17 protein-coding genes are annotated in these 18,900 nt (G+C 60.4%); 7 read left to right on the top strand and 10 right to left on the bottom strand.

Going from position 1 to position 18,900, the window contains the following annotated elements; all coding sequences use genetic code 11:
* On the bottom strand, nt 1–1,398 hold the full coding sequence (locus tag ACSQ83_RS05705; RefSeq protein ID WP_436227475.1) for an FAD-containing oxidoreductase: 1,398 nt from the start codon (nt 1,396–1,398) through the stop codon (nt 1–3).
* 227 nt (nt 1,399–1,625) lie between these two features.
* Between ACSQ83_RS05705 and aldA the strand changes: the two genes are divergently transcribed.
* The 4 genes from aldA to ACSQ83_RS05685 all read left to right on the top strand — a co-directional run bounded on the left by aldA (nt 1,626) and on the right by ACSQ83_RS05685 (nt 7,365).
* Nucleotides 1,626–3,050, top strand: coding sequence for an aldehyde dehydrogenase (aldA, locus tag ACSQ83_RS05700; RefSeq protein WP_436227495.1), 1,425 nt, complete (start codon nt 1,626–1,628; stop codon nt 3,048–3,050).
* An 86-nt stretch (nt 3,051–3,136) separates the two neighbouring features.
* Nucleotides 3,137–4,468 (top strand): MFS transporter, encoded by a 1,332-nt coding sequence (locus ACSQ83_RS05695; protein ID WP_436227474.1) that lies wholly within the window; start codon nt 3,137–3,139, stop codon nt 4,466–4,468.
* Nucleotides 4,465–5,682: a mandelate racemase/muconate lactonizing enzyme family protein gene (locus tag ACSQ83_RS05690; protein WP_436227473.1), complete on the top strand. Its 1,218-nt coding sequence runs from the start codon at nt 4,465–4,467 to the stop codon at nt 5,680–5,682. Before ACSQ83_RS05695 ends, ACSQ83_RS05690 begins: the two co-directional genes overlap by 4 nt.
* A gap of 15 nt (nt 5,683–5,697) precedes the next feature.
* On the top strand, nt 5,698–7,365 hold the full coding sequence (locus ACSQ83_RS05685; RefSeq protein ID WP_436227472.1) for a GMC family oxidoreductase: 1,668 nt from the start codon (nt 5,698–5,700) through the stop codon (nt 7,363–7,365).
* Here the strand turns inward: ACSQ83_RS05685 and ACSQ83_RS05680 are convergent.
* A complete protein-coding gene (locus ACSQ83_RS05680; protein ID WP_414952091.1) occupies nt 7,332–8,228 on the bottom strand; it encodes a LysR substrate-binding domain-containing protein in 897 nt (298 codons plus the stop codon). The genes ACSQ83_RS05685 and ACSQ83_RS05680 overlap by 34 nt on opposite strands.
* A 340-nt stretch (nt 8,229–8,568) precedes the next feature.
* Between ACSQ83_RS05680 and ACSQ83_RS05675 the strand changes: the two genes are divergently transcribed.
* Nucleotides 8,569–9,870, top strand: a complete 1,302-nt coding sequence (locus tag ACSQ83_RS05675) for a cation:proton antiporter (protein ID WP_436227471.1) — start codon at nt 8,569–8,571, stop codon at nt 9,868–9,870.
* A gap of 61 nt (nt 9,871–9,931) precedes the next feature.
* On the opposite strand, the gene ACSQ83_RS05670 is transcribed toward ACSQ83_RS05675, so the two are convergent.
* Complete coding sequence (locus ACSQ83_RS05670) at nt 9,932–11,041, bottom strand: saccharopine dehydrogenase C-terminal domain-containing protein (RefSeq protein ID WP_436227470.1); 1,110 nt, start codon at nt 11,039–11,041, stop codon at nt 9,932–9,934.
* 150 nt (nt 11,042–11,191) lie between these two features.
* The gene (locus ACSQ83_RS05665; RefSeq protein WP_031356349.1) at nt 11,192–11,653 is read right to left on the bottom strand and encodes an Lrp/AsnC family transcriptional regulator; all 462 of its coding nucleotides are present in this window, start codon (nt 11,651–11,653) and stop codon (nt 11,192–11,194) included.
* A 339-nt stretch (nt 11,654–11,992) separates the two neighbouring features.
* On the opposite strand from ACSQ83_RS05665, the gene ACSQ83_RS05660 reads away from it, so the two are divergent.
* Complete coding sequence (locus ACSQ83_RS05660; protein WP_436227469.1) at nt 11,993–12,511, top strand: Spy/CpxP family protein refolding chaperone; 519 nt, start codon at nt 11,993–11,995, stop codon at nt 12,509–12,511.
* A gap of 179 nt (nt 12,512–12,690) precedes the next feature.
* Nucleotides 12,691–13,128, top strand: a complete 438-nt coding sequence (locus ACSQ83_RS05655; protein WP_436227468.1) for a PGDYG domain-containing protein — start codon at nt 12,691–12,693, stop codon at nt 13,126–13,128.
* Between the two features lie 30 nt (nt 13,129–13,158).
* Here the strand turns inward: ACSQ83_RS05655 and ACSQ83_RS05650 are convergent, their stop codons facing one another.
* From ACSQ83_RS05650 to ACSQ83_RS05625, 6 genes are all read right to left on the bottom strand, one after another.
* Nucleotides 13,159–13,527 carry a DUF3022 domain-containing protein gene (locus tag ACSQ83_RS05650; protein ID WP_414951997.1) on the bottom strand — a complete coding sequence of 123 codons (369 nt, stop codon included), beginning with the start codon at nt 13,525–13,527 and terminating at the stop codon, nt 13,159–13,161.
* A gap of 1 nt (nt 13,528) precedes the next feature.
* Entirely contained in the window at nt 13,529–14,356 is an 828-nt protein-coding gene (locus ACSQ83_RS05645) for a YhfC family intramembrane metalloprotease (protein WP_436227467.1), read from the bottom strand.
* Between the two features lie 13 nt (nt 14,357–14,369).
* Entirely contained in the window at nt 14,370–15,458 is a 1,089-nt protein-coding gene (locus ACSQ83_RS05640; protein WP_436227466.1) for a LacI family DNA-binding transcriptional regulator, read from the bottom strand.
* 79 nt (nt 15,459–15,537) lie between these two features.
* Nucleotides 15,538–16,506, bottom strand: coding sequence for an NAD(P)-dependent oxidoreductase (locus ACSQ83_RS05635; protein WP_414967836.1), 969 nt, complete (start codon nt 16,504–16,506; stop codon nt 15,538–15,540).
* Between the two features lie 49 nt (nt 16,507–16,555).
* Nucleotides 16,556–17,854, bottom strand: coding sequence for an MFS transporter (locus ACSQ83_RS05630; RefSeq protein WP_436227465.1), 1,299 nt, complete (start codon nt 17,852–17,854; stop codon nt 16,556–16,558).
* Nucleotides 17,855–17,892: 38 nt separating this feature from the next.
* Nucleotides 17,893–18,891 carry a sugar kinase gene (locus ACSQ83_RS05625; RefSeq protein ID WP_436227464.1) on the bottom strand — a complete coding sequence of 333 codons (999 nt, stop codon included), beginning with the start codon at nt 18,889–18,891 and terminating at the stop codon, nt 17,893–17,895.
* Nucleotides 18,892–18,900 lie beyond the last annotated feature (9 nt).

The raw sequence follows: 18,900 nt of genomic DNA, 5'->3' as shown, positions 1-18,900 counted from the left end.
TTACTTCAACGGCTCAAGCATGCCGAGCAGCGTAGGAATCAGCTCGCTGACGGTCGGATGAATATGCATCGCGCGTTGCAACGTGATGTACGGCGCGTCGGCATTCATGATGTCGATGAACGTATGGATGGCTTCGTCGGCCTCAATCCCCAACATGGCCGCGCCGAGGATCTTCTTCGTTTCGGCATCGACCAGTACTTTCATGAAGCCATCTGTCTCGCCGCGTTCGCGAGCCCGGCCGACGCGTGACATCGGCAGGGTGGCGATCAATGCAGGCCGGCCGTCCTTGCGTACTTCCGTTTCGCTCATGCCCACGCGCGCAAACGGCGGATCAACGAAAACGGCGTAGCACATGATGCGCGAATCGACGCTGCGCGCCTCGCCGTCCACCACGTTCGACGCAATGATTTCATAATCGTTGTACGACGTATGGGTGAACGCGCCGCGACCGTTGACGTCACCCAGCGCCCAGACGCCCTTCGTCTGAGTGCGAAGCTGGCCATCCACATCGATCAGACCGTGCTTGTTCAACGCGATGCCAGCCTGCTCCAGCCCGAGGTCATCCGTGTTCGGCGTGCGTCCGGTCGCAAACAGCAAATGCGACGCTTCGATGCTTGTCTGATCCTGCGCCGGGTCCTTCAGCGTGATCCGAATCCCCTTGCCTGCCGGCTCGAGTTTCGACGCTTCGGTGTTGAACAAGAATTCCACGCCTTCCCGCAACATGACCTTCTGGATCTGAACCGCGAAGTCCTTGTCCTCACGTGCCAGCACGCGGTCGCCCCTAACGAGCACCGTCACGCGGCTGCCGAATCGACGGAACATCTGCGCGAATTCCAGCGCAATATAACTTCCGCCGACTATTGCCAGATGCTCCGGCAACTCGGTCAATTCGAGGATAGTCGAATTCGTAAGATGTGAAACACTGGCCAGCCCTTCGATCTCCGGCACGGTTGCACGCGTGCCGGTATTGATGAAGATAGCGTCCGCGTCGAGTTCCTGTTGCTCGCCGCCGGGCCCCGTCACGCTGATCGAATGCGCGCCTGTAAAACGGCCGTGGCCATTGAAGACCACCACGTTCGGCGTGCTGCGCAACCACTTCTCCACGCCGTTGCGCGACTCTGCAATCACCCCATCCTTACGCGCCTTCACTCGCGCCAGGTCGACCCGCACCTCGCCTTCCACGATCACCCCGTAGTCGCCGGCATGACGCACGACATGCGCCGCACGCGCGCTCGCCACGTAGGTCTTGGTCGGCGTGCAGCCCACGTTCACGCACGTGCCGCCGAACAAATGCCGTTCGATCACGGCGGTCCGCCGGCCGTTCTCGGCGAGCTTGACGGCGAGCGGGCCGCCGCCTTGTCCTGTGCCGATCACGATAGCGTCGAAGTGCTGTGCCATGCGAACCTCCCAATGAATAATCTTGCCGGATCAATGGACGAATGCCGCGTTTTCGCATGGTAGCTCGTCATAGTCGATCGCGCTGCATGAAAGCACCCGCCTCTCAGTGCGTTTTCCGCATGGGCGGGTCGAGTTTTAATCGCTTGTGGCCGAGTGTCACGCCCGATAAAACTACCGCCACTCACGTCGCGGATCACTGCGGCGCTTCAACTTTCCTGGCAATCACGATGCGCACCTACCTTAATTTCATTGATGGCCGTTTCGTCGAGTCGCAATCCGATTCTTTCTCCGACGTCAACAATCCCGCTACCTCGGCCAATATCGCGCGCGTCACGCTCGCTTCGCACGACGACGCGCTGCGTGCGGTCGAAGCCGCATCGCGTGCACAGAAAAAGTGGCGCGCCCTGACGGCGATTGAACGCGGAGAACATCTGCGCCGTTTCGCCAATGCCCTCGTTGAGCGCGCCCCGCAGATTGGTGCAGCGCTTGCGCTGGAGTCGGGCAAGAGCGTGGCCGATTCGGAGAACGAAGCCCGCTATGCCGCCGACATCACGCGATATCACGCGGAATGGGCGCGCCGGATTGAAGGCGAAGTCATTCCCAGCGATACGCCGAACGAAAACCTTGTTCTGCATCGCGAACCGATCGGCGTAGTGGCCTGCCTGATTCCGTTCAACTACCCGGTGTATACCCTGCTGCGCAAGATCGCGCCCGCGCTGATCACCGGGAACACCGTCGTCGTGCGGCCGAGCAATAACACGCCGGCTTCGGCATTCGAGATCGCCGAAGCGGCGCTTCAAGCCGGCCTGCCTGCGGGCGTCTTCAACGTGCTCGCGATGGACCACGCTACCGCCGGTGTCGTCTGCACGCATCCCTCAGTCGGCATGATTACGCTCACCGGCAGCGTGGGCGCCGGGCGCATCGTGCTCGATTATTGCAAGGCGAATATTGCCAAGCCTTCGCTGGAACTCGGCGGCAAGGCGCCGGCGATCATCGAGCCCGACGCCGATCTTGAAGCGGCAGCGAGCGCTATCGTGGCATCGAAGACCACGCATTGCGGGCAATTGTGTACGGCAATGGAGCGCGTCTATGTGCACGCCAGCGTGCACGACCATTTCGTCGAATTGCTGCGCGCGAAGATGCATGCGGTCAGCTTCGGCGACCGCTCGCAGGATGCATCGAAGATGGGTCCGCTCGTCAGCCGCTCGGCGCAGCTCAACGTTCATGCGATGGTCGAACGTGCTGTCGCCGAAGGCGCGACGATCGCGACGGGCGGCGTGTTGCCCGAAGGTCCCGGCTATTTCTATCCGGCAACGCTGCTGATCAATTGCCGCCACGACATGGAAATTGTCCGCGAAGAAATCTTTGGGCCCGTGCTGCCGGTGATCTCGTACAACACGCTCGACGACGCCCTCGCGATGGCGAACGACCATCAGTACGGCTTGTCGTCGGTTCTGTACACCGAGAACTATCGCACCGCGATGCGCGTCGCCAACGAAATTGAAGCCGGCGAACTGTACGTGAACCGCACGCCCGCTGATCCATACCAGGGCTTTCACGCCGGCTGGAAACGCTCGGGCCTCGGCGGCGATGACGGCAAGCACGGCATGCTCGAATTCACGCAGACGCGTCTTGTCGTCATGAAGTATTGAGCCTCATTGCGCTTTTAATCGATCAACATTTATTCGAGCATTTATAAAAACGGCGTTCAGATTTGAACAGCCGAAGGAGACTTATTGTGGAAAAAACCTTGACCGGCATTACACCGCCAATAGCAGATACAACCCGCGCGCAGCGATACATCCAGCTCATGCTGCTGGTGATTGCCGCGGGCGCGATCTATCCGCTGCTGTATTTGCGTCAGGTCTACCAGACGCCAATGCTCGAGTTTTTTCATATCGACAATAGCCAGCTTGGTTATTTGTATTCGATACTCGGCACCGTCTTCCTGATCAGCTATTTGCCGAGCGGCTGGCTTGCCGACCGCATCGCACCGCGTTTCCTGATCTGCTTTTCGTTGATCGCGACCGGCGGGCTTGGGCTCGTTTATTCGACCGCGCCCAGTTTCCCCGTTTTGCTCGCCGTGTTCTGTTGCTGGGGACTGACGACGGGCCTGACCTTCTGGGCTTCCATCCTGAAGCGCGTAAAGACCATCGCCGCGCACGACGAACAAGGCCGCTTCTTCGGCTTGCTCGACGGCGGACGCGGCTTGATCGAAGCGTTGCTTGCAACCATCGCGCTGGTGATCTTCGCGACCGCGACGGAGAAGCACGGCCTGCCGATCAACGTAGGCTTCAAATATGTCGTCTACCTGTATTCGGCCGTCTGTATCGGGCTCGGCTTGTTGATGGCGCTGGTCAAGGACCCGCCCGCCACGGCTCAGGAAAAACAGCAGGCAGCAGACGATCTCAAACACACGCATTCGCTGTGGAACGATCTGCTCACGCTGATGCGCATTCCACAGCTTTGGCTGATGGCGGCCATTGTGTTCTGCGGTTATCAGATCTTCTGGGCTACTTACAGCTTCTCCGCTTACCTGCAAGTCGGCGACCTCAAGATGACCGTGGTCATGGCCGGCACGCTCACCACGCTCAAGCTGTGGATGCGCCCGATTGGCGGCATTGGCGGCGGTTATCTCGGCGATCGTTTCTCCACGCTCGGCGTGTTGACCAGCGCGCTGTTTCTTGCGGCGCTCGGCCTGGTTGCGCTGGTCGTGCTGCCTACGCTCGGTCATATCGATCCGCGTGCCGGCGTTGCGATGATCGCTATCGTGGTGCTGGTGATCGGCATCCTTACATACGCCATTCGTGGGCTCTACTGGTCGCTGCTTGATCAATGCGGCATTCCGCTTCGTATAACGGGCTTGGCCATTGGCCTCGTTTCGCTGATCGGTTATTCGCCCGACGTGTTCCTGCCGCTCGTGAACGGCTGGACTACTGAGCATTTCCCCGGCCTCCTCGGCTACCAGTTTTACTTCTCCTACATTGCTGCGATCAGCGTGATTGGCGGCATCGCCGCGCTCGCGCTCAAGCGTATGCGCACGACCGTTGCAAAGGACGCCCTCCAATGAAAATCGTCTCTCTCGAAACGCATTTCGTCGCCGTACCGCCGCCACACCTGGGCGGCATGTACTGGATCTTCGTGAAGCTGAAAACCGCTTGCGGGATTGAAGGTGTAGGCGAAATTTATTCGGCGACGTTCCATCCGAAAGCGATGGCGCACATTATCGACGACGTGTTCGGGCGGTATCTGCAAGACCACGATCCGCATCACGTGGAGCGCTTTTTCCGCGAAGCGTATTCGAGCGGTTTCACGCAACGCCCCGATCTCACGATGATGGGCGTAGTCAGCGGCCTGGAAATGGCGTGCTGGGACATTATCGGCAAGGCAGCGGACAAGCCGGTGTATGAACTGTTGGGCGGACTCGTCAACGAACGGCTGCGCTCGTACACGTATCTCTACCCGAAGAACGCCGCAGGCGAATACGACTACGACGACGTCGACCTCGCCGCTGGATGTGCCGTACGCAATGCGGACCTCGGCTTCACCGCAGTCAAGTTCGATCCGGCCGGTCCGTACACCGCGTACTCGGGCCATCAGATTTCGCTCGAGGTTCTGGAGCGTTGCGAGACCTTCTGCAAGCGCATCCGCGAAGCTGTCGGCAACCGATGCGACCTGCTGTTCGGCACGCACGGGCAGATGGTTCCCTCGTCTGCTATCCGTCTTGCGCAACGTCTCGAGAAGTACGACCCGCTGTGGTTCGAAGAGCCCGTCCCGCCCGGTCAGGAAGACGCCATGGCGCAGGTCTCCCGGCACACCAGCATCCCTATTGCTGCCGGTGAGCGGCTCACGACCAAGTATGAATTTTTCAAGCTGCTGCAAGCGGGCGCGGCGTCCATTTTGCAATTGAACGTGGCGCGCTGCGGCGGCTTGCTCGAAGGCAAGAAAATCGCGGCCCTCGCCGAAGTTTATTACGCGCAGATCGCCCCGCATTTGTACAACGGTCCCATCGGCGCGGCCGCCAGCATCCAGCTCGCCGCCTGCACGCCCAACTTCCTGATCCAGGAAAGCATCGGCACCTGGGACGGCTTTCATGCCGAGATACTCAAGACGCCGATTCAATGGGAAGACGGTTATATCGTGCCGTCGAAGGCGCCGGGACTCGGCGTGGAATTGAACATGGATGTGGTACGTGCCCATTCTCCTTACACCGGCGATCGTCTGCACCTGCAGATGGCGTCAAAGCCTGCCGATGTCCGGGATTCCTCTCCGGCCAAAGGCTGAGGCCGAGTACACAACATGAATTACGACTACATCATCGTCGGCGCGGGATCGGCCGGCTGCATTCTCGCCGAGCGGCTGTCAGCGTCGGGACAATACTCCGTGCTCGTGCTCGAAGCAGGCGGCAAGGCCGACTCGTTCTGGTTCAAGATTCCGGTCGGGTTTGCCAAGACCTACTACGATCCGGGCTGCAACTGGATGTATTACACCGAGCCGGAAGCAGAGTTGGCGGACCGGAAAATCTATGCGCCGCGCGGCAAGGTGCAAGGCGGTTCCGGCTCCATCAACGCGATGATCTACGTGCGTGGCGCGCCCCGCGATTTCGACGACTGGGCGGCTGCAGGCAATGCGGGCTGGTCGTATAAAGACGTGCTGCCGTATTTCCGCAAGCTTGAAACTCATGAGGCCGGGAACACCGAAGTGCATGGGGCGAGCGGCCGGATCCACGTGACGTCGATGAAACGCGGCATTCACGCGATCACGCGTCACTTCCTCGATGCCTGCGATCAACTGAATATTCCGCGCAACGACGACTTCAACGGCGCGAAGATCGAAGGCGTTGGCGTCTACGATGTGAACACCCACAAGGGACAACGTGCGTCGAGCAATGTGGCGTATCTGGAGCCGGCGCTGAAGCGCTCGAACGTGCATATCGAACATCACGCGCTGACTTCGCGTGTGCTGTTCGATGGACTGCGCGCAACAGGGGTCGAGGTATCGCAGAACGGTGTCAAGAAGACTTTCCACGCCGGACGAGAAGTGATTTTGTGCGCGGGCGCAGTCGATACACCCAAGCTGCTGCAACTCTCCGGCATCGGACCGAAGGAACTGCTTGCACGCCACGGGATTCCTCTTGTGCATGCGTTGCCGGCCGTCGGCCAGAACCTGCAGGATCACCTTTGCGCGAGCTATTACTATCGCGCGAACATGCCTACCCTGAACGGCGATTTTGGTTCGTTGTTAGGCAAGCTGAAGCTCGGCCTGCAGTACTTGCTGACGCGCAAGGGACCGCTCGCAATGAGCGTGAATCAGGCCGGCGGCTTTTTCAGCACGGACCCGGCCAGCCCGCTTGCAAACCTCCAGCTTTACTTCAATCCGTTGTCGTACCGGATTCCGAAATCGAACCGCTCGCAGCTCACGCCCGAGCCGTATCCGGGCTTCCTGCTCGCGTTCAATCCGTGCCGGCCGACAAGCCGCGGATCGATCGAGATCGCATCGCCGAACGTCAGCGACGCTGCGTTGATCCACGCGAACTATCTGACGACGAAAAAGGATATCGATGAAGTGATCCAGGGCAGCCGGCTGATCCGCTCGATCATGCAGGCCCCGGCGTTGCGCGCGGTGACGGTGGAAGAAACGCTGCCGGGTGCATCGGTCGTACCCGATGGCGACGAAGCCGCCATGCTGCACTATTTCCGCGAGAACAGCGGCTCGATTTATCACCTGTGCGGATCGTGCGCAATGGGCCCGGACCCGCAGACCTCCGTGGTCGATGACCGCCTACGCGTGCATGGTATCGAGGCGTTGCGCATTGTCGATGCCTCCATTTTCCCGAACGTCACGTCCGGCAACATCAATGCACCCGTGATGATGGTGGCGGAGAAAGGCGCACAAATGATTCTCGACGATGCCACCGCGCCCACCACCTTCGTTCAACGCGAAGCGCTGGCCGCCGCTTCAGTCTGAAGCCACTGCTGGAAAAGCCGATGCGTCCCGCTTGCACGTTGCTCGGGACGCACCACTAGCCAGTACGATTGCCGCCCTTCTATCTCCACATCCAGCACCTGCCGCAATTGCCCGGACGCCAGTTCGGCCGCGATCATGTGACGATCGGCAATGGTGATGCCCATGCCGTCAATGGCCGCTTGTATCGATAAATCGAGCAGGTCGAATTCGTGGCCGTTGTCCGTGTGCACGCCTTCAATACGCGCAGCGCCCAGCCAGTGTTGCCAGGTCAGATACCGCTGATCTTCGCCCGACAAAACATGCAGCAAGGTGAAGCGGTTCAGGTCCACCGGCGTATCCGCGCCCGCGCGATCCAGCAACGCGGGCGACGCCACCGCGATATGCCGCTCGTGCATCAGCAAGGTACTTTCGAGGTTGCTCCATTCGCCATCGCCGAAACGCACCGCGCAATCCAGCCGGTTCGAATCCGCGATGCCATCGTCCACGCGCGTCGTGATGCTCAGGTCGAGTTGCGGAAATGCTTCACGCAGACGCCCGAGGCGCGGCACCAGCCAGCGCGCGGCAAAGGTCGGCGGGACGTTGATGCGCAAGCGGTTGACATCGTTTTTTTGACTGATCGCGCGAACCGTCAGTTCGATCTTGTCGAAGGACTGCTGCAACGCACGCAATAACACGCGACCGCTCGGCGTGAGGACGAGGTGCTGATGACGGCGGGAAAACAGCGTCTCGCCGAGCTGCTCCTCGAGCTGACGGACCTGCCGGCTGACCGCGCTTTGCGTGACGTTCAGCAACTCGGCTGCGCGAGTGAAGCTGCCGGTGGTACCGGCCGCCTCGAAGGCTTTGAGCGCATTCAGCGCGGGCATTTTACGTTTCACGATGATCTGGACAGTTCGTTTGGCGCGCGGAGTACCGGCGAGCCGGCGTGTGGGCAAGCGGATGCGCGCGACTTATTTACCCATTTACCCAGCCGGCCGTTTGCACCGTGTCGACGATAGCTTTATCCATCAAGCGGGCGCTCCGCAGGCGCATCATTGTGCCCGAGCCCCGGGCTTGCGCGGCGTGCTGGTGCACGAATAAAAGCTCCGTGCGTTTCAAGCGGCGAAACGTATTCATCTAGTACGTATTGCATGCGGCACATCGCGACGGCGCAGGTGGCACGCCCGTTGCTCTTATCCGCGTACGCTGCATTCTACTCAGGCTCTCATGACCGAAACGATATGGTTTCTCGTCGTTGGCGGTGTTCTCATTTTCATGGGGCTTGCCAGTTCGACGTTCAAACAACTGCCGATCAGCAGCGCCATGGTGTATCTCGCCATCGGTTTTGGGCTGGGTCCGTTTGGCATCGGATTGCTCAAGATCGACCTTCTGGGCGACGCCACCCTGCTGCGCCGGATTACCGAAGTCGCCATGCTCGTGTCGCTGTTCGCGATCGGCTTGCGCCTGCGCGTGCCGCCCACCGACCGCATCTGGCTCTTGCCCGTGCGCCTCGGCTTGTTCGCGATGGTCGCAACCGTCGCCATCATGACGCTGGCATGCGTCTATCTGCTGCACATGAATTGGGGACCCGCGCTGCTCATTGCCGCGATGCTCGCCCCGACCGACCCCGTGCTCGCCCATGACGTTCAAGTGCAGGTTCCCGGCGATATCGACCTGTTGCGCTTTTCGCTCACCGGCGAAGGAGGTTTGAACGACGGCATCGCTCTGCCGTTTGCGTTGCTGGGCATTGCGGTCTGTAACTATGAGGCGTCTCCGCAGCAAGCGCTCAGTTGGCATTTTGCCGGCGATGCCCTCTGGGGTGTCGCGGGTGCGTTGGCCGTTGGCTGGCTGCTTGGAGACCTCGCGGTGAGGCTGATTGCGTGGCTGCGCAGCCGCCATGCGCTGGCGCTCGGACCTGAGGGGTTTTATGCGCTGGGCTTGATCGCGCTTTCGTACGGCGTCGCCGAATTGATCCACACGTATGCGTTCCTTGCCGTATTCGCGGCGGGCTTGGCGATGCGGCGCGTCGAACAGAAGGCCAGCGGCGACAAGTCGGCGCATGAGGCGCTTGGCATTATCGATGCAGAAGATGTTGGTGCTACCGCCTCCGATCCGGATCGCGCGCATGCGTTTGTCGCGGAACGCGTACTCGGCTTCACGATAGAACTCGAACGGATCGCGGAAGTCGCGGTCATGCTGATGGTGGGCAGCGTGCTCGCCAATGTCTGGGACAAGCTGTTTACATGGCAAGGCGCCGCGGTCGTCGGCCTGCTGTTTTTGGTGGCGCGGCCGGTGTCGGTGCAGGCTTCGTTGCTGGGGTCATCGGCGACGGGCTCGCAGCGCTTGCTCACCAGCTGGTTCGGGATTCGCGGCGTTGGTTCGTTTTATTACCTGCTGTACGCACTGGAGCATGCGCCTCACAGCGTGGCTGAACCGCTCGCTCCGCTGGTGCTGGGCGTGATCGCGGCGTCGGTAATCCTGCATGGCATTACGTCGACGCCGCTGATGAATCGATACGGAAGAAATTGATCTGCCGGCCTGCGCGCCCCGCTTGAAACCATCCGCGCGGGGCGTCAGTGCGAGCGAAACCTCAGGCAGCCTGCAATTGCCGGACAACGCTGAGCGAACTCGCGCCTTCATACAACTGCCCGAACCGGTTCGCCAGGAACGCTTCGAGGGGCACCTGCTCCTGACGGATAAAGCCGCTTTGCGGCAACACGCCTTCGCGGAACAGATCGAGTTCCGCGCAGATCGCGCCAGCGGTCGTGATCTGAATCGCGCTCATTGGCACATCACACACGTTCTTCGCGAAGATCTTGCGCGTGAATACATCCTGCACGAGACGGCCCTCGCGCATCCCGGTCGCTGTGACGAATACCAGCACGACGTCCTGCGCCGTAGCCGGAATGGCGCGCCGGAACATTGCCTTCAATCCATCACGGTCACTCGACATGCGCAGGTCGTCGAGCAGGAACTTCATCAGTTCGCGATGCCCGGGATAACGCACCGACTTGTAATCCAGCGTTTCCACCTTGCCGGCCAGCGTTTCGCATAACGTACCGAGTCCGCCCGATGTATTGAACGCTTCGTACTCGGTGCCATCGAGCGAAAAATGTTCCAGTCCTTCCAGCGGCTGCACCCATTGCGTACTGCCATCGCGGATAGCCTCGCACGGTTGGCAATACTCGTTGATCAGGCCATCGATGCTCCAGGTCAGGTTGTATTTCAACGCGTTGGTCGGAAACTCAGGCAACGCGCCCACCCGCATCTTGACCTCGCGAACTTCGGCAAAACGCTTCGCCAGGTCGTGCGCCACGATACCGATAAACCCCGGCGCCAAACCGCATTGCGGCATGAAGGCGTGGCTGGAATGATTGGCGATCTCGCGGATCGCGTGCGTTGCCCGCACGTCTTCGGTCAGGTCGAAGTAATGGACGCCGGCTGCTTTCGCCGCTGTTGCGACGCTCACGGCGAGGTAATACGGCATTGCGTTAAGGAGTGCGTCGAAGCCAAGCAGCGCGAGACGCAATGCGTGTGCATCGGCGGAATCAACACGGCGGGTAGGGATACCCTGTGCTTCAAGCAAGTCGAGTGCGTGAGCATCGCGGTCGAAAACGACGACCTCGTAGTCGCCGGTTTCACGCAGCAATTGAGCGATGCTCTGGCCAATCAGGCCGGCGCCGATGAGGGCTATTTTCATGTTTATCTCCTTGGTGGGCGGTCGAGAGGCAAATCTCCAACCTCCAGTTTAGGAGCGCATGAATATTGATAAAAGACACAAAATGATGCGAATCGACTAGCAATTTCGACGTTTTGACGAAACCATAAGACAAATTGTCGCAAATCGCTCTTAACCCAGGCCGCCGCGATCCACTTTGCGGGCAAGAATGATCGATGTCGTCGTGCGTTCAACACCTTCCAGGCCGCCGATTTCATCGAGAAGATCGTTCAGCCGGTCGGGGGAATCCGCCCGCAGCCACGCAACATAATCGAACTCCCCGCTCACTGCGCAGAGCAGTTGCATCTCGGGCATCCTGGCGAAGCGCTTTTGCACATCGCGGCCATATTTCGGCGCCAGTTTGATGCCTACATAAGCCTGGATGCTGGCGTCGAGCACGTCTTGTCCCAGCCGTACGCCGTATCCCGCTATCACGCCAGTCTTCTCAAGCCGCGCGAGCCGGGCGATCACTGTCGTGCGCGCAATGCCGAGTTGACGCGCAAGTTCGGACACGCTTTCACGGGCGTTCACCTGCAAAGACGCAACGAGGTTCCGGTCGATGTCGTCGAGCTGATCAAGGCGCGGCGGTCGCATAAGGCGTGGTCCTTTAGTTAATTTTATTTACAGCGAGAGTACGGCACGAAGTCATGCAAAACTTCACGCTCGTGACAAAAGCATGAAGCAACGCAGCCATTAAAACACGGGCGCATCAATCTACGGCTGCCCGTGCTCGTTGGTTAAACTCCTACCCTTGGCGAACCCGGCTTGCCCGGTCATTGCGTTTTTTTCGCAGACGTATCGGTTGTAAGCAGTTGTGGCAACGCAAGCAATGCCGCGCGCTAACGTGATATTAATAGCGGCGTCGGCCAAACAACACACGTTACCTTTAGCATGTGTTGCTTGCCCCTTCTCAATGGACCCAAGGTGTCACCCATGAAAAAAACATTCGTTGCACTGGCTGCCTCGCTGGCCCTTTCCACGGCTTTCGCCCAATCGTCCGCTCCGGCTGCGCCCGCAGGCGCATCGGCACCGGATACGGCACGCGGCCAGGCGCGTGAAGCACGCGTCGAGCAACGCATTGCAGAACTGCATGCCAAGCTCAAGATCACCGCTGCCCAGGACGAGCAATGGAACAAGTTCGCCGACGTGATGCGCGACAATGGCCACACGATGGGTGATCTGTACCGTCAACGCATGGCGCTGGGCGACAACACGACCGCGCTCGACGACATGAAGCAGTACGAGCAGATCACGCAAGCGCACGCGGACGGCACGAAGCATCTGGTCGACGCCTTCGAGCCGCTGTACGCAAGCATGTCACCTGAGCAGAAGAAACTCGCCGACGCAAGCTTCCACCAGTCGGGCAAGCCGGGTACGCATAAAGGCCGCGCGCCGCATCGCAAGGCGCCGGCGGCGGCTGCGGCAGACGGTGCTTCGACCACCAAGCCCTAAGCTTCGCGCATCGGCCTGATCTGAAGGCTGAACTTCCCGGGGATTCTGCCCGTGAGCCGTGAAAAAAACGCTCGCATCGTGGTTTCGATGCGAGCGCTTTCGCATTTGGCGTTACATTTGGCGTTACGATCGCGGATTATTATCGTTTCGGCGTTTTCATTATTTCTCATTACATCCGTATGACAGCCATCACACTGACCCAACTCGACCTCACCACCGACCTCGCTGCGCATCGCGTGGTGAAGGACGAAACCGTCGCGGTCCAGTTTGCAGAGGAACCGGGCTCGCTGATGAGCCTGGAAGGTCCGAACCGCTATGCGCCCGGCGACGCGTTGATCACGGGCGCTACCGGCGAACGCTGGGTCGTATCGCGGGATCGCTTCGATGCAAAGTATGTCGCGCACGACGGGCTCACGCATGGCCATGCCGGGGCGTACCGGAACGTGCCGGTTGCGGTTCTCGCGAAGCAGATGCACGAAGCGTTTTCAATCGCGCGGTCTGAAGCCGGCGATGTGCTTCACGGCGAAGCTGGCGACTGGGTCACGCAATACGCGCCGGGCGACTACGGCGTAGTCAAGGCGGCGCGTTTCGCGAAGGTTTATAAGCGCGCTACGTAGAAACTGAAACAGCGCCCAGCAAACTCGTATTCAAGCAAAATCCTCGCCGATATCGATCTCCACCGTGCGCGGCACGGTCTCCCCTGCTGCGTACATCTCCTCGAGCGAACCGAGCGTGGCTTCCACGTAAGCACGCAGCACTGCGTAACTGCGCGCGTGCAGGCGTGGCGGCATCGCCCGGTAACGCGCGAGTGCAGCGGGATCGAAGCGGATATCGATGGCAATGCGGCGTGCCGCTGCACCAAAGCGCATTGCCACGTAATGAATCACGAGCGAAAGCTGGCCATCGTCGCCGGGACGCTCGGCAAATTGCGTCTGCTCAGGGAACAGGTCGCTGACCACACGGGCCAGCAATTCGATATCGGCGCTCGGGCACTCGTATTGATATTCGTCGTCCATCTCAGTCTCCGGCCTTTTCACGTGCCACGCGCGTTGCCCTACTCGCATCTGCCGCCACGCCCAGGAAATAACGCCGCAGCGCACGCATCACGATCAACCCGAACACGAGATACACGGCATCGGCGGCGAGCAGCGGAATCAAGCGCGCCTGATACAGCGCCACCGGCAACGCGATCAGCGCGTGCGCAATGATCATGAACGGCAGCGTGAAACGGAAACGCTCGCGCAGCATGTGCCACATTGCCACCGACAATCCCACCTGGAACACAAACGCAGCCGCGCGCTCGACCAGGAACATCGCGGCAGTTTCCGGCGCGAGACTGCCGAGCACCGCGTGCAGCCGCAGCAGCGACTCAGCCGGGACGCTCGTAAAATATTGATCGAGCATGCCGCGGTCAGCGAGCAGCGCGTAAAGGATCCACTGCAGTTGGACCAGCACGCCAACGAGCCACGCCTCCGCGCCGCCGTGGCCAATTCCGTAACCCAGCGCCGTGCCCGGCCGTTGCAATGAAGCGGGATTGCGCTTGATCAGCCATTTCATGCCGGCGTAGCGCCCGACTTCCTCGCAGATACCCGTCGCAAGCGCACCGTAGATCACGAAAATGGCCGGATTCAGCAGCAGGCCGACCGTGGTCGCGTTGCTCAGCACGAGCCCGTGGAGGCCGCGTTCGATCACCATCGAAAACAGTGCGAAGACTGCGATCCCGACAATCACGTCACGCCGCTCGAAACCAAACCGGGGTTTCGTCTTCCGATACAGCCAGATAGGCAACGCGGCAATCAGCAGCGTCGCGATAGTGATACAGACCAGCGTCAAGGCACTTACCATTAATTAAATTTCCTCAAAACTCTATGCCGCGATGGTTCGTTGATGTTGATTTCAATGCCGATGCCGATGCCGACGTCGATGCCCGCACGATCAGCTCGCCCGGCAGCAGGCATTCCCGCGCCGCCACAACCGCGCCTTCAATGCGTTCATGCAGGAATTCGACGGCGCGCTCGCCTATGGTATAGGTCGGCTGCCGCACGGTCGTCATGCCGGCTAGCTCGGCCCACTCGGAGTCATCGATACTCATCAGCGCCGCCCGCTGCTGCCACTCGGCGCCATGAAGCTCCTTCAGATGCAGCGCGACCCGCAACGCAACCGGCGCGTTCGCCGCGAACAGCGCTATGCGGCGATTCAGCCGTTGCGCAGCGTCGATGCGTGCATCGATTTCAGCAAGGGTTTCGTCATTATCCAGATCGAGCACGATCGTAGCCCCCGACACGCCCGACACCCCGAGCGCGCCGATAGTGTCACGAAATGCCGCTTCGCGCACGCGTCGCGAGCTGACCTGCGCGTACGGCTGCACGATAAACAGCAGTTCATCGAAACCCTGGTTCGCCAGATGATGGATCGCCATCCGCACCGCTTCGGTGTTGTCGAGCCCAACCATATCGGTGACGAGACCCTCGACCGAGCGGTCCACCAGCACCACCGGCACGCCGCCACGGGTGAGCGTTTCCAGCGTTTCTTCCTTCACGCCGAGCGCATTCACAATCACGCCTTCCACGCGATACGTGCTCAACAATTGCAGGTATCGCCGCTCCAGATCGACCTCGTTCGCGGCGTGGCAGATCAGCGGCATGTAACCATACGCGTGACAGGCTGCTTCCACGCCCTGCAGCACTTCGACGGTGTAAGGATTCGTCAGGTCGGCGACCAACATCCCTACCAGACGGTTGCGTCCTCGCTTCAACCCGCGCGCCATCTGGTTCGGACGGTAATCGAGCTTCGCGATCGCCTCTTCTATGCGCTCGCGCAATTCCGTCGACAACACACCCGTCTCGCCGTTCAAGTACCGCGAGATGCTGGTCTTGCCGGTGCCGGCTTCGCGCGCGACGTCGGTGATGGTCGCGCGCCGGTCATTCGAAAAATTGTCTCTTGCCATGTTCTCGTTCGACATCCGATAAAAACAAAGCGCGCCAGGGCGCGCTTAGTCCTTTGCAGCAAGCTTCTCGTCAAGCTGCTCAGCGCTTCAATGCTTCCGGATTCACCATGTTGTTCGTCAGCGTGCCGTTCAACGCGCCGATCAGGTTCTCGGCAGCATTCTTGTTCATCGCGTGGCGGGTTTCGTGCGTGGCCGAGCCAATATGCGGCAGCGCCACCACGTTCTTCATCTTGAGCAACGGCGAATCCGCAGGCAGCGGTTCTTTCACGAAAACGTCGAGGCCCGCGCCGAGGATCGTGCCGTCCTGCAAGGCTTGAATCAACGCTTCTTCATCGACGGTCGGTCCGCGCGATGCGTTGATCAGGATCGCGCTGCGCTTCATTTTCTTCAACTGCTCGGCACCGATCAGGTTGCGTGTTTCAGCGGTCAGCGGCACTTGCAGCAGCACGAAATCGGAAGTCTTCAGCAACTCGTCGAGATCAACCTTCTTCGCGCCGTAGTCACGTTCAGCTTGCGCGTTAGAACTGCGGTTCGTGTACAGCACGTTCATGCGGAAACCAAGTGACGCGCGTCGTGCCACCGCACCGCCAATGCGCCCCAGCCCGATGATACCGAGCGTTTTGCCCTGCACGTCGACACCAAAACAATCTTCGCCGATGCTCTTTGTCCACTTGCCCGCCTTCACCCATTCCGCCAGTTCCACCACGCGGCGCGCGCTTGCGAGGATCAGCGCGAAGACGGTATCCGCTGTCGATTCGGTCAGCACGTCCGGCGTATTCGTGAGCACGATGCCGCGGCGGTTGAGGTCGGCGATATCGAAGGCATCGAAACCTACCGACACCGTCGCCAGCGCCTTCAGCTTCGTTGCGCCTTCGAGCATGGCCGGCGTGATCTGCGTGCTCGCGCCGATAGCACCATCGGCATCTTTCAACGCCGCTACGAACGCGTCGTGCTGCTTCGGGTCGACGGTCGTGACATCCGCGTGTTCCTGCAAATACGCGAGCACGTCCGCGGGCAACGGCTTATAGGCGACGATCTTCTTTTTCATCGAAACAGGTCCTGTGGAGTCTGGAAGGAGGTTGGGTATCTCTGATGTCTCAAGCACGTGTGGCCAGTTTAGCGGCGGGCGCGACCGGCTGCGGTTTCACGACCAGCGTCAATATCACGGCTGCCACCAGCGCAGCGCTCATGAATACATACGACGCTGCAGGTGACCCCGTCGCGCCATTCAAGTAGCCGACCACATAGGATCCGACAAACGATCCAAGCGCACCCATGCTGTTGATCAGCGCCATTGCACCGCCCGCCACGTTTTTCGGCAACAACTCGGGCACGATCGCGAAAAATGGGCCATAAGGCGCGTACATGGCCGCTCCGGCGATCACGAGCAACGCATAGGAGCCCCAGAAACTCGTCGATCCAAGCAGGTACGATCCCGCGAAAGCGAACGCGCCGATCAACAAGAACGGCCATACAAACAACTTACGCCGCTCGAGTTTGTCCGACGCCCAGGATGCCGCGATCATCGCAATGGTTGCCGCGAGATACGGCACGGCCGACAGCCAGCCGGTCTCGACCATGCCAAACGTGGACGCGTTCTTGAGGATCGACGGCAGCCACAACACGAAGCCGTACACGCCGATGCTCCAGCAGAAATATTGCGCGGACAGCTTGATCACCGCAGGCGACTTGAACGCCTCGCCATAGTTCTTGACCGGTTTGATCGCCGCTTGTTCCGCGCGCATCGTGTTGTCCAGATCGCGTTTTTCCTGGTCCGACAGCCATTTAACCTGAGCCGGCTCGTCCTGCACGATGAACCACCAGATCACTGCCCAGATGATCGCCGGCGCACCCTCAACCACGAACATGTGGCGCCAGCCGAACGAGTTGATCAGGTAACCCGATACCACCGACATCCACAGCACCGTCACCGGATTGCCCAAAATCAGGAAGGTGTTGGCGCGCGAACGCTCGGATTTCGTGAACCAGTTGGAGATGAAGATCAGCATCGCGGGCATCACGGCCGCTTCCACGACACCAAGCATGAAACGCAGCACCATCAGCGAAGGGATGTTGGTGACCACGCCGGTCAGCGCCGCGCACCCGCCCCACAGGATCAGGCTCACGAACACGAGCTTCTTTACGCTGCGACGTTCGGCGTAGATCGCGCCGGGAATCTGGAAGAAGAAATAGCCCAGAAAGAACAATGCACCGATCAACGATGCCAGCCCCTTGCTGATGCCGAGATCGTGATTGATACCTGCCGCCGATGCGAAGCCGAAGTTCGCGCGGTCGAGATACGCGAGGCTGTACGTGATGAACACGATCGGCATGATCGTCCACCAGCGGCGTACCGCGAGCTTGGGATGAATGGTGTTGGGGCTGGCTGGCTGCATGGTTGTCTCCTTGGCTCGTTGGCTCTGTGAGAGCGGCTTTATAAGGCGACGTTGACCGCCTCGCCGTTGGCTTGTGTTCCGTTTCCGCCCGCTTGTTCCAGCGCATCGAGTTCGGCTCGGGTCGGAAGACCTTCGCTGTCGCCGATCACCTGGATCGCCAAGGCGCCGATGCGATTTCCCCGTGTCAGCGCATGACGCACGTCGTGCCCTTCCAGCATGGCGCTCACCACGCCGACCGCGAAACCATCGCCTGCGCCGACTGTATCGACGACATATTTCACGGGAATCGCCGGCACCGTGCCTTCGTCGTTATCCGCGGTCCGAAAGTACGCGCCGTGTGCGCCGAGCTTGACCACCACGCCCTTCGCGCCCTGATCCAGATAGAACTTTGCGATGTCCCCGGGCTCAGTGAAACCCGTCAGGATCTTGCCCTCGCTGACGCCCGGCATCACCCAGTCGGCGTGTGCGGCGAGCGCATTCAGAGCCTCCGCCATGGCTTCACGCGATGGCCAGAGCGTCGGGCGCAAGTTCGGATCGAAGGAGATGGTCTTGCCTGCCTTGCGCATTTCCTTCGCCATGTGAAAGGCAAGCTCACGGGAGGTCGCCGAAATGGCCGGTGCGACGCCCGTCAGATGCAAATGGCGCGCGCCCAGCACGTAGTCCGCCACGTAGTCATCGAGCGATAAATGGCTCGCCGCCGATCCCCGGCGGAAGTATTCGATCGCCGGATCGCTGCCGTCGTCGTTCTTCGATTTGAGCTGGAAAGCAGTCGGATAACGTTCGTCGATGGTGACGCAACCCGCGTCGATACCTTCCTGCGCGAGCACGTCGAGCACGAATCGGCCGAACGAATCGTGGCCGACGCGACTCATCCAGCCGACCCGAAAACCGAGCCGCGACAAACCGATCGCGACGTTCAGGTCCGCGCCGGCCACGCGCTTGGTGAACTGGCCGACCTTCGCTAGATCGCCGGTCTCGGCGGCGACGAACATCGTCATGGCTTCGCCGTAGGTCACGACATCGAGAGAGGGTGTCATAAGCGGTCC

The sequence above is a fragment of the Caballeronia sp. LjRoot29 genome, assembly GCF_964252755.1.
Taxonomy (GTDB): domain Bacteria; phylum Pseudomonadota; class Gammaproteobacteria; order Burkholderiales; family Burkholderiaceae; genus Caballeronia.
This window is presented reverse-complemented; position numbering and strand designations above follow the sequence as displayed.

Coding starts and splice junctions, on each gene's coding strand:
- ACSQ83_RS05660 (WP_436227469.1), top strand. CDS start 11,993: ATGAAAAAAACATTCGTTGCACTGGCTGCCTCGCTGGCCCTTTCCACG.
- ACSQ83_RS05650 (WP_414951997.1), bottom strand. CDS start 13,527: ATGGACGACGAATATCAATACGAGTGCCCGAGCGCCGATATCGAATTG.
- ACSQ83_RS05655 (WP_436227468.1), top strand. CDS start 12,691: ATGACAGCCATCACACTGACCCAACTCGACCTCACCACCGACCTCGCT.
- ACSQ83_RS05635 (WP_414967836.1), bottom strand. CDS start 16,506: ATGAAAAAGAAGATCGTCGCCTATAAGCCGTTGCCCGCGGACGTGCTC.
- ACSQ83_RS05625 (WP_436227464.1), bottom strand. CDS start 18,891: ATGACACCCTCTCTCGATGTCGTGACCTACGGCGAAGCCATGACGATG.
- ACSQ83_RS05665 (WP_031356349.1), bottom strand. CDS start 11,653: ATGCGACCGCCGCGCCTTGATCAGCTCGACGACATCGACCGGAACCTC.
- ACSQ83_RS05670 (WP_436227470.1), bottom strand. CDS start 11,041: ATGAAAATAGCCCTCATCGGCGCCGGCCTGATTGGCCAGAGCATCGCT.
- aldA (WP_436227495.1), top strand. CDS start 1,626: ATGCGCACCTACCTTAATTTCATTGATGGCCGTTTCGTCGAGTCGCAA.
- ACSQ83_RS05685 (WP_436227472.1), top strand. CDS start 5,698: ATGAATTACGACTACATCATCGTCGGCGCGGGATCGGCCGGCTGCATT.
- ACSQ83_RS05690 (WP_436227473.1), top strand. CDS start 4,465: ATGAAAATCGTCTCTCTCGAAACGCATTTCGTCGCCGTACCGCCGCCA.
- ACSQ83_RS05645 (WP_436227467.1), bottom strand. CDS start 14,356: ATGGTAAGTGCCTTGACGCTGGTCTGTATCACTATCGCGACGCTGCTG.
- ACSQ83_RS05680 (WP_414952091.1), bottom strand. CDS start 8,228: ATGCCCGCGCTGAATGCGCTCAAAGCCTTCGAGGCGGCCGGTACCACC.
- ACSQ83_RS05675 (WP_436227471.1), top strand. CDS start 8,569: ATGACCGAAACGATATGGTTTCTCGTCGTTGGCGGTGTTCTCATTTTC.
- ACSQ83_RS05630 (WP_436227465.1), bottom strand. CDS start 17,854: ATGCAGCCAGCCAGCCCCAACACCATTCATCCCAAGCTCGCGGTACGC.
- ACSQ83_RS05640 (WP_436227466.1), bottom strand. CDS start 15,458: ATGGCAAGAGACAATTTTTCGAATGACCGGCGCGCGACCATCACCGAC.
- ACSQ83_RS05705 (WP_436227475.1), bottom strand. CDS start 1,398: ATGGCACAGCACTTCGACGCTATCGTGATCGGCACAGGACAAGGCGGC.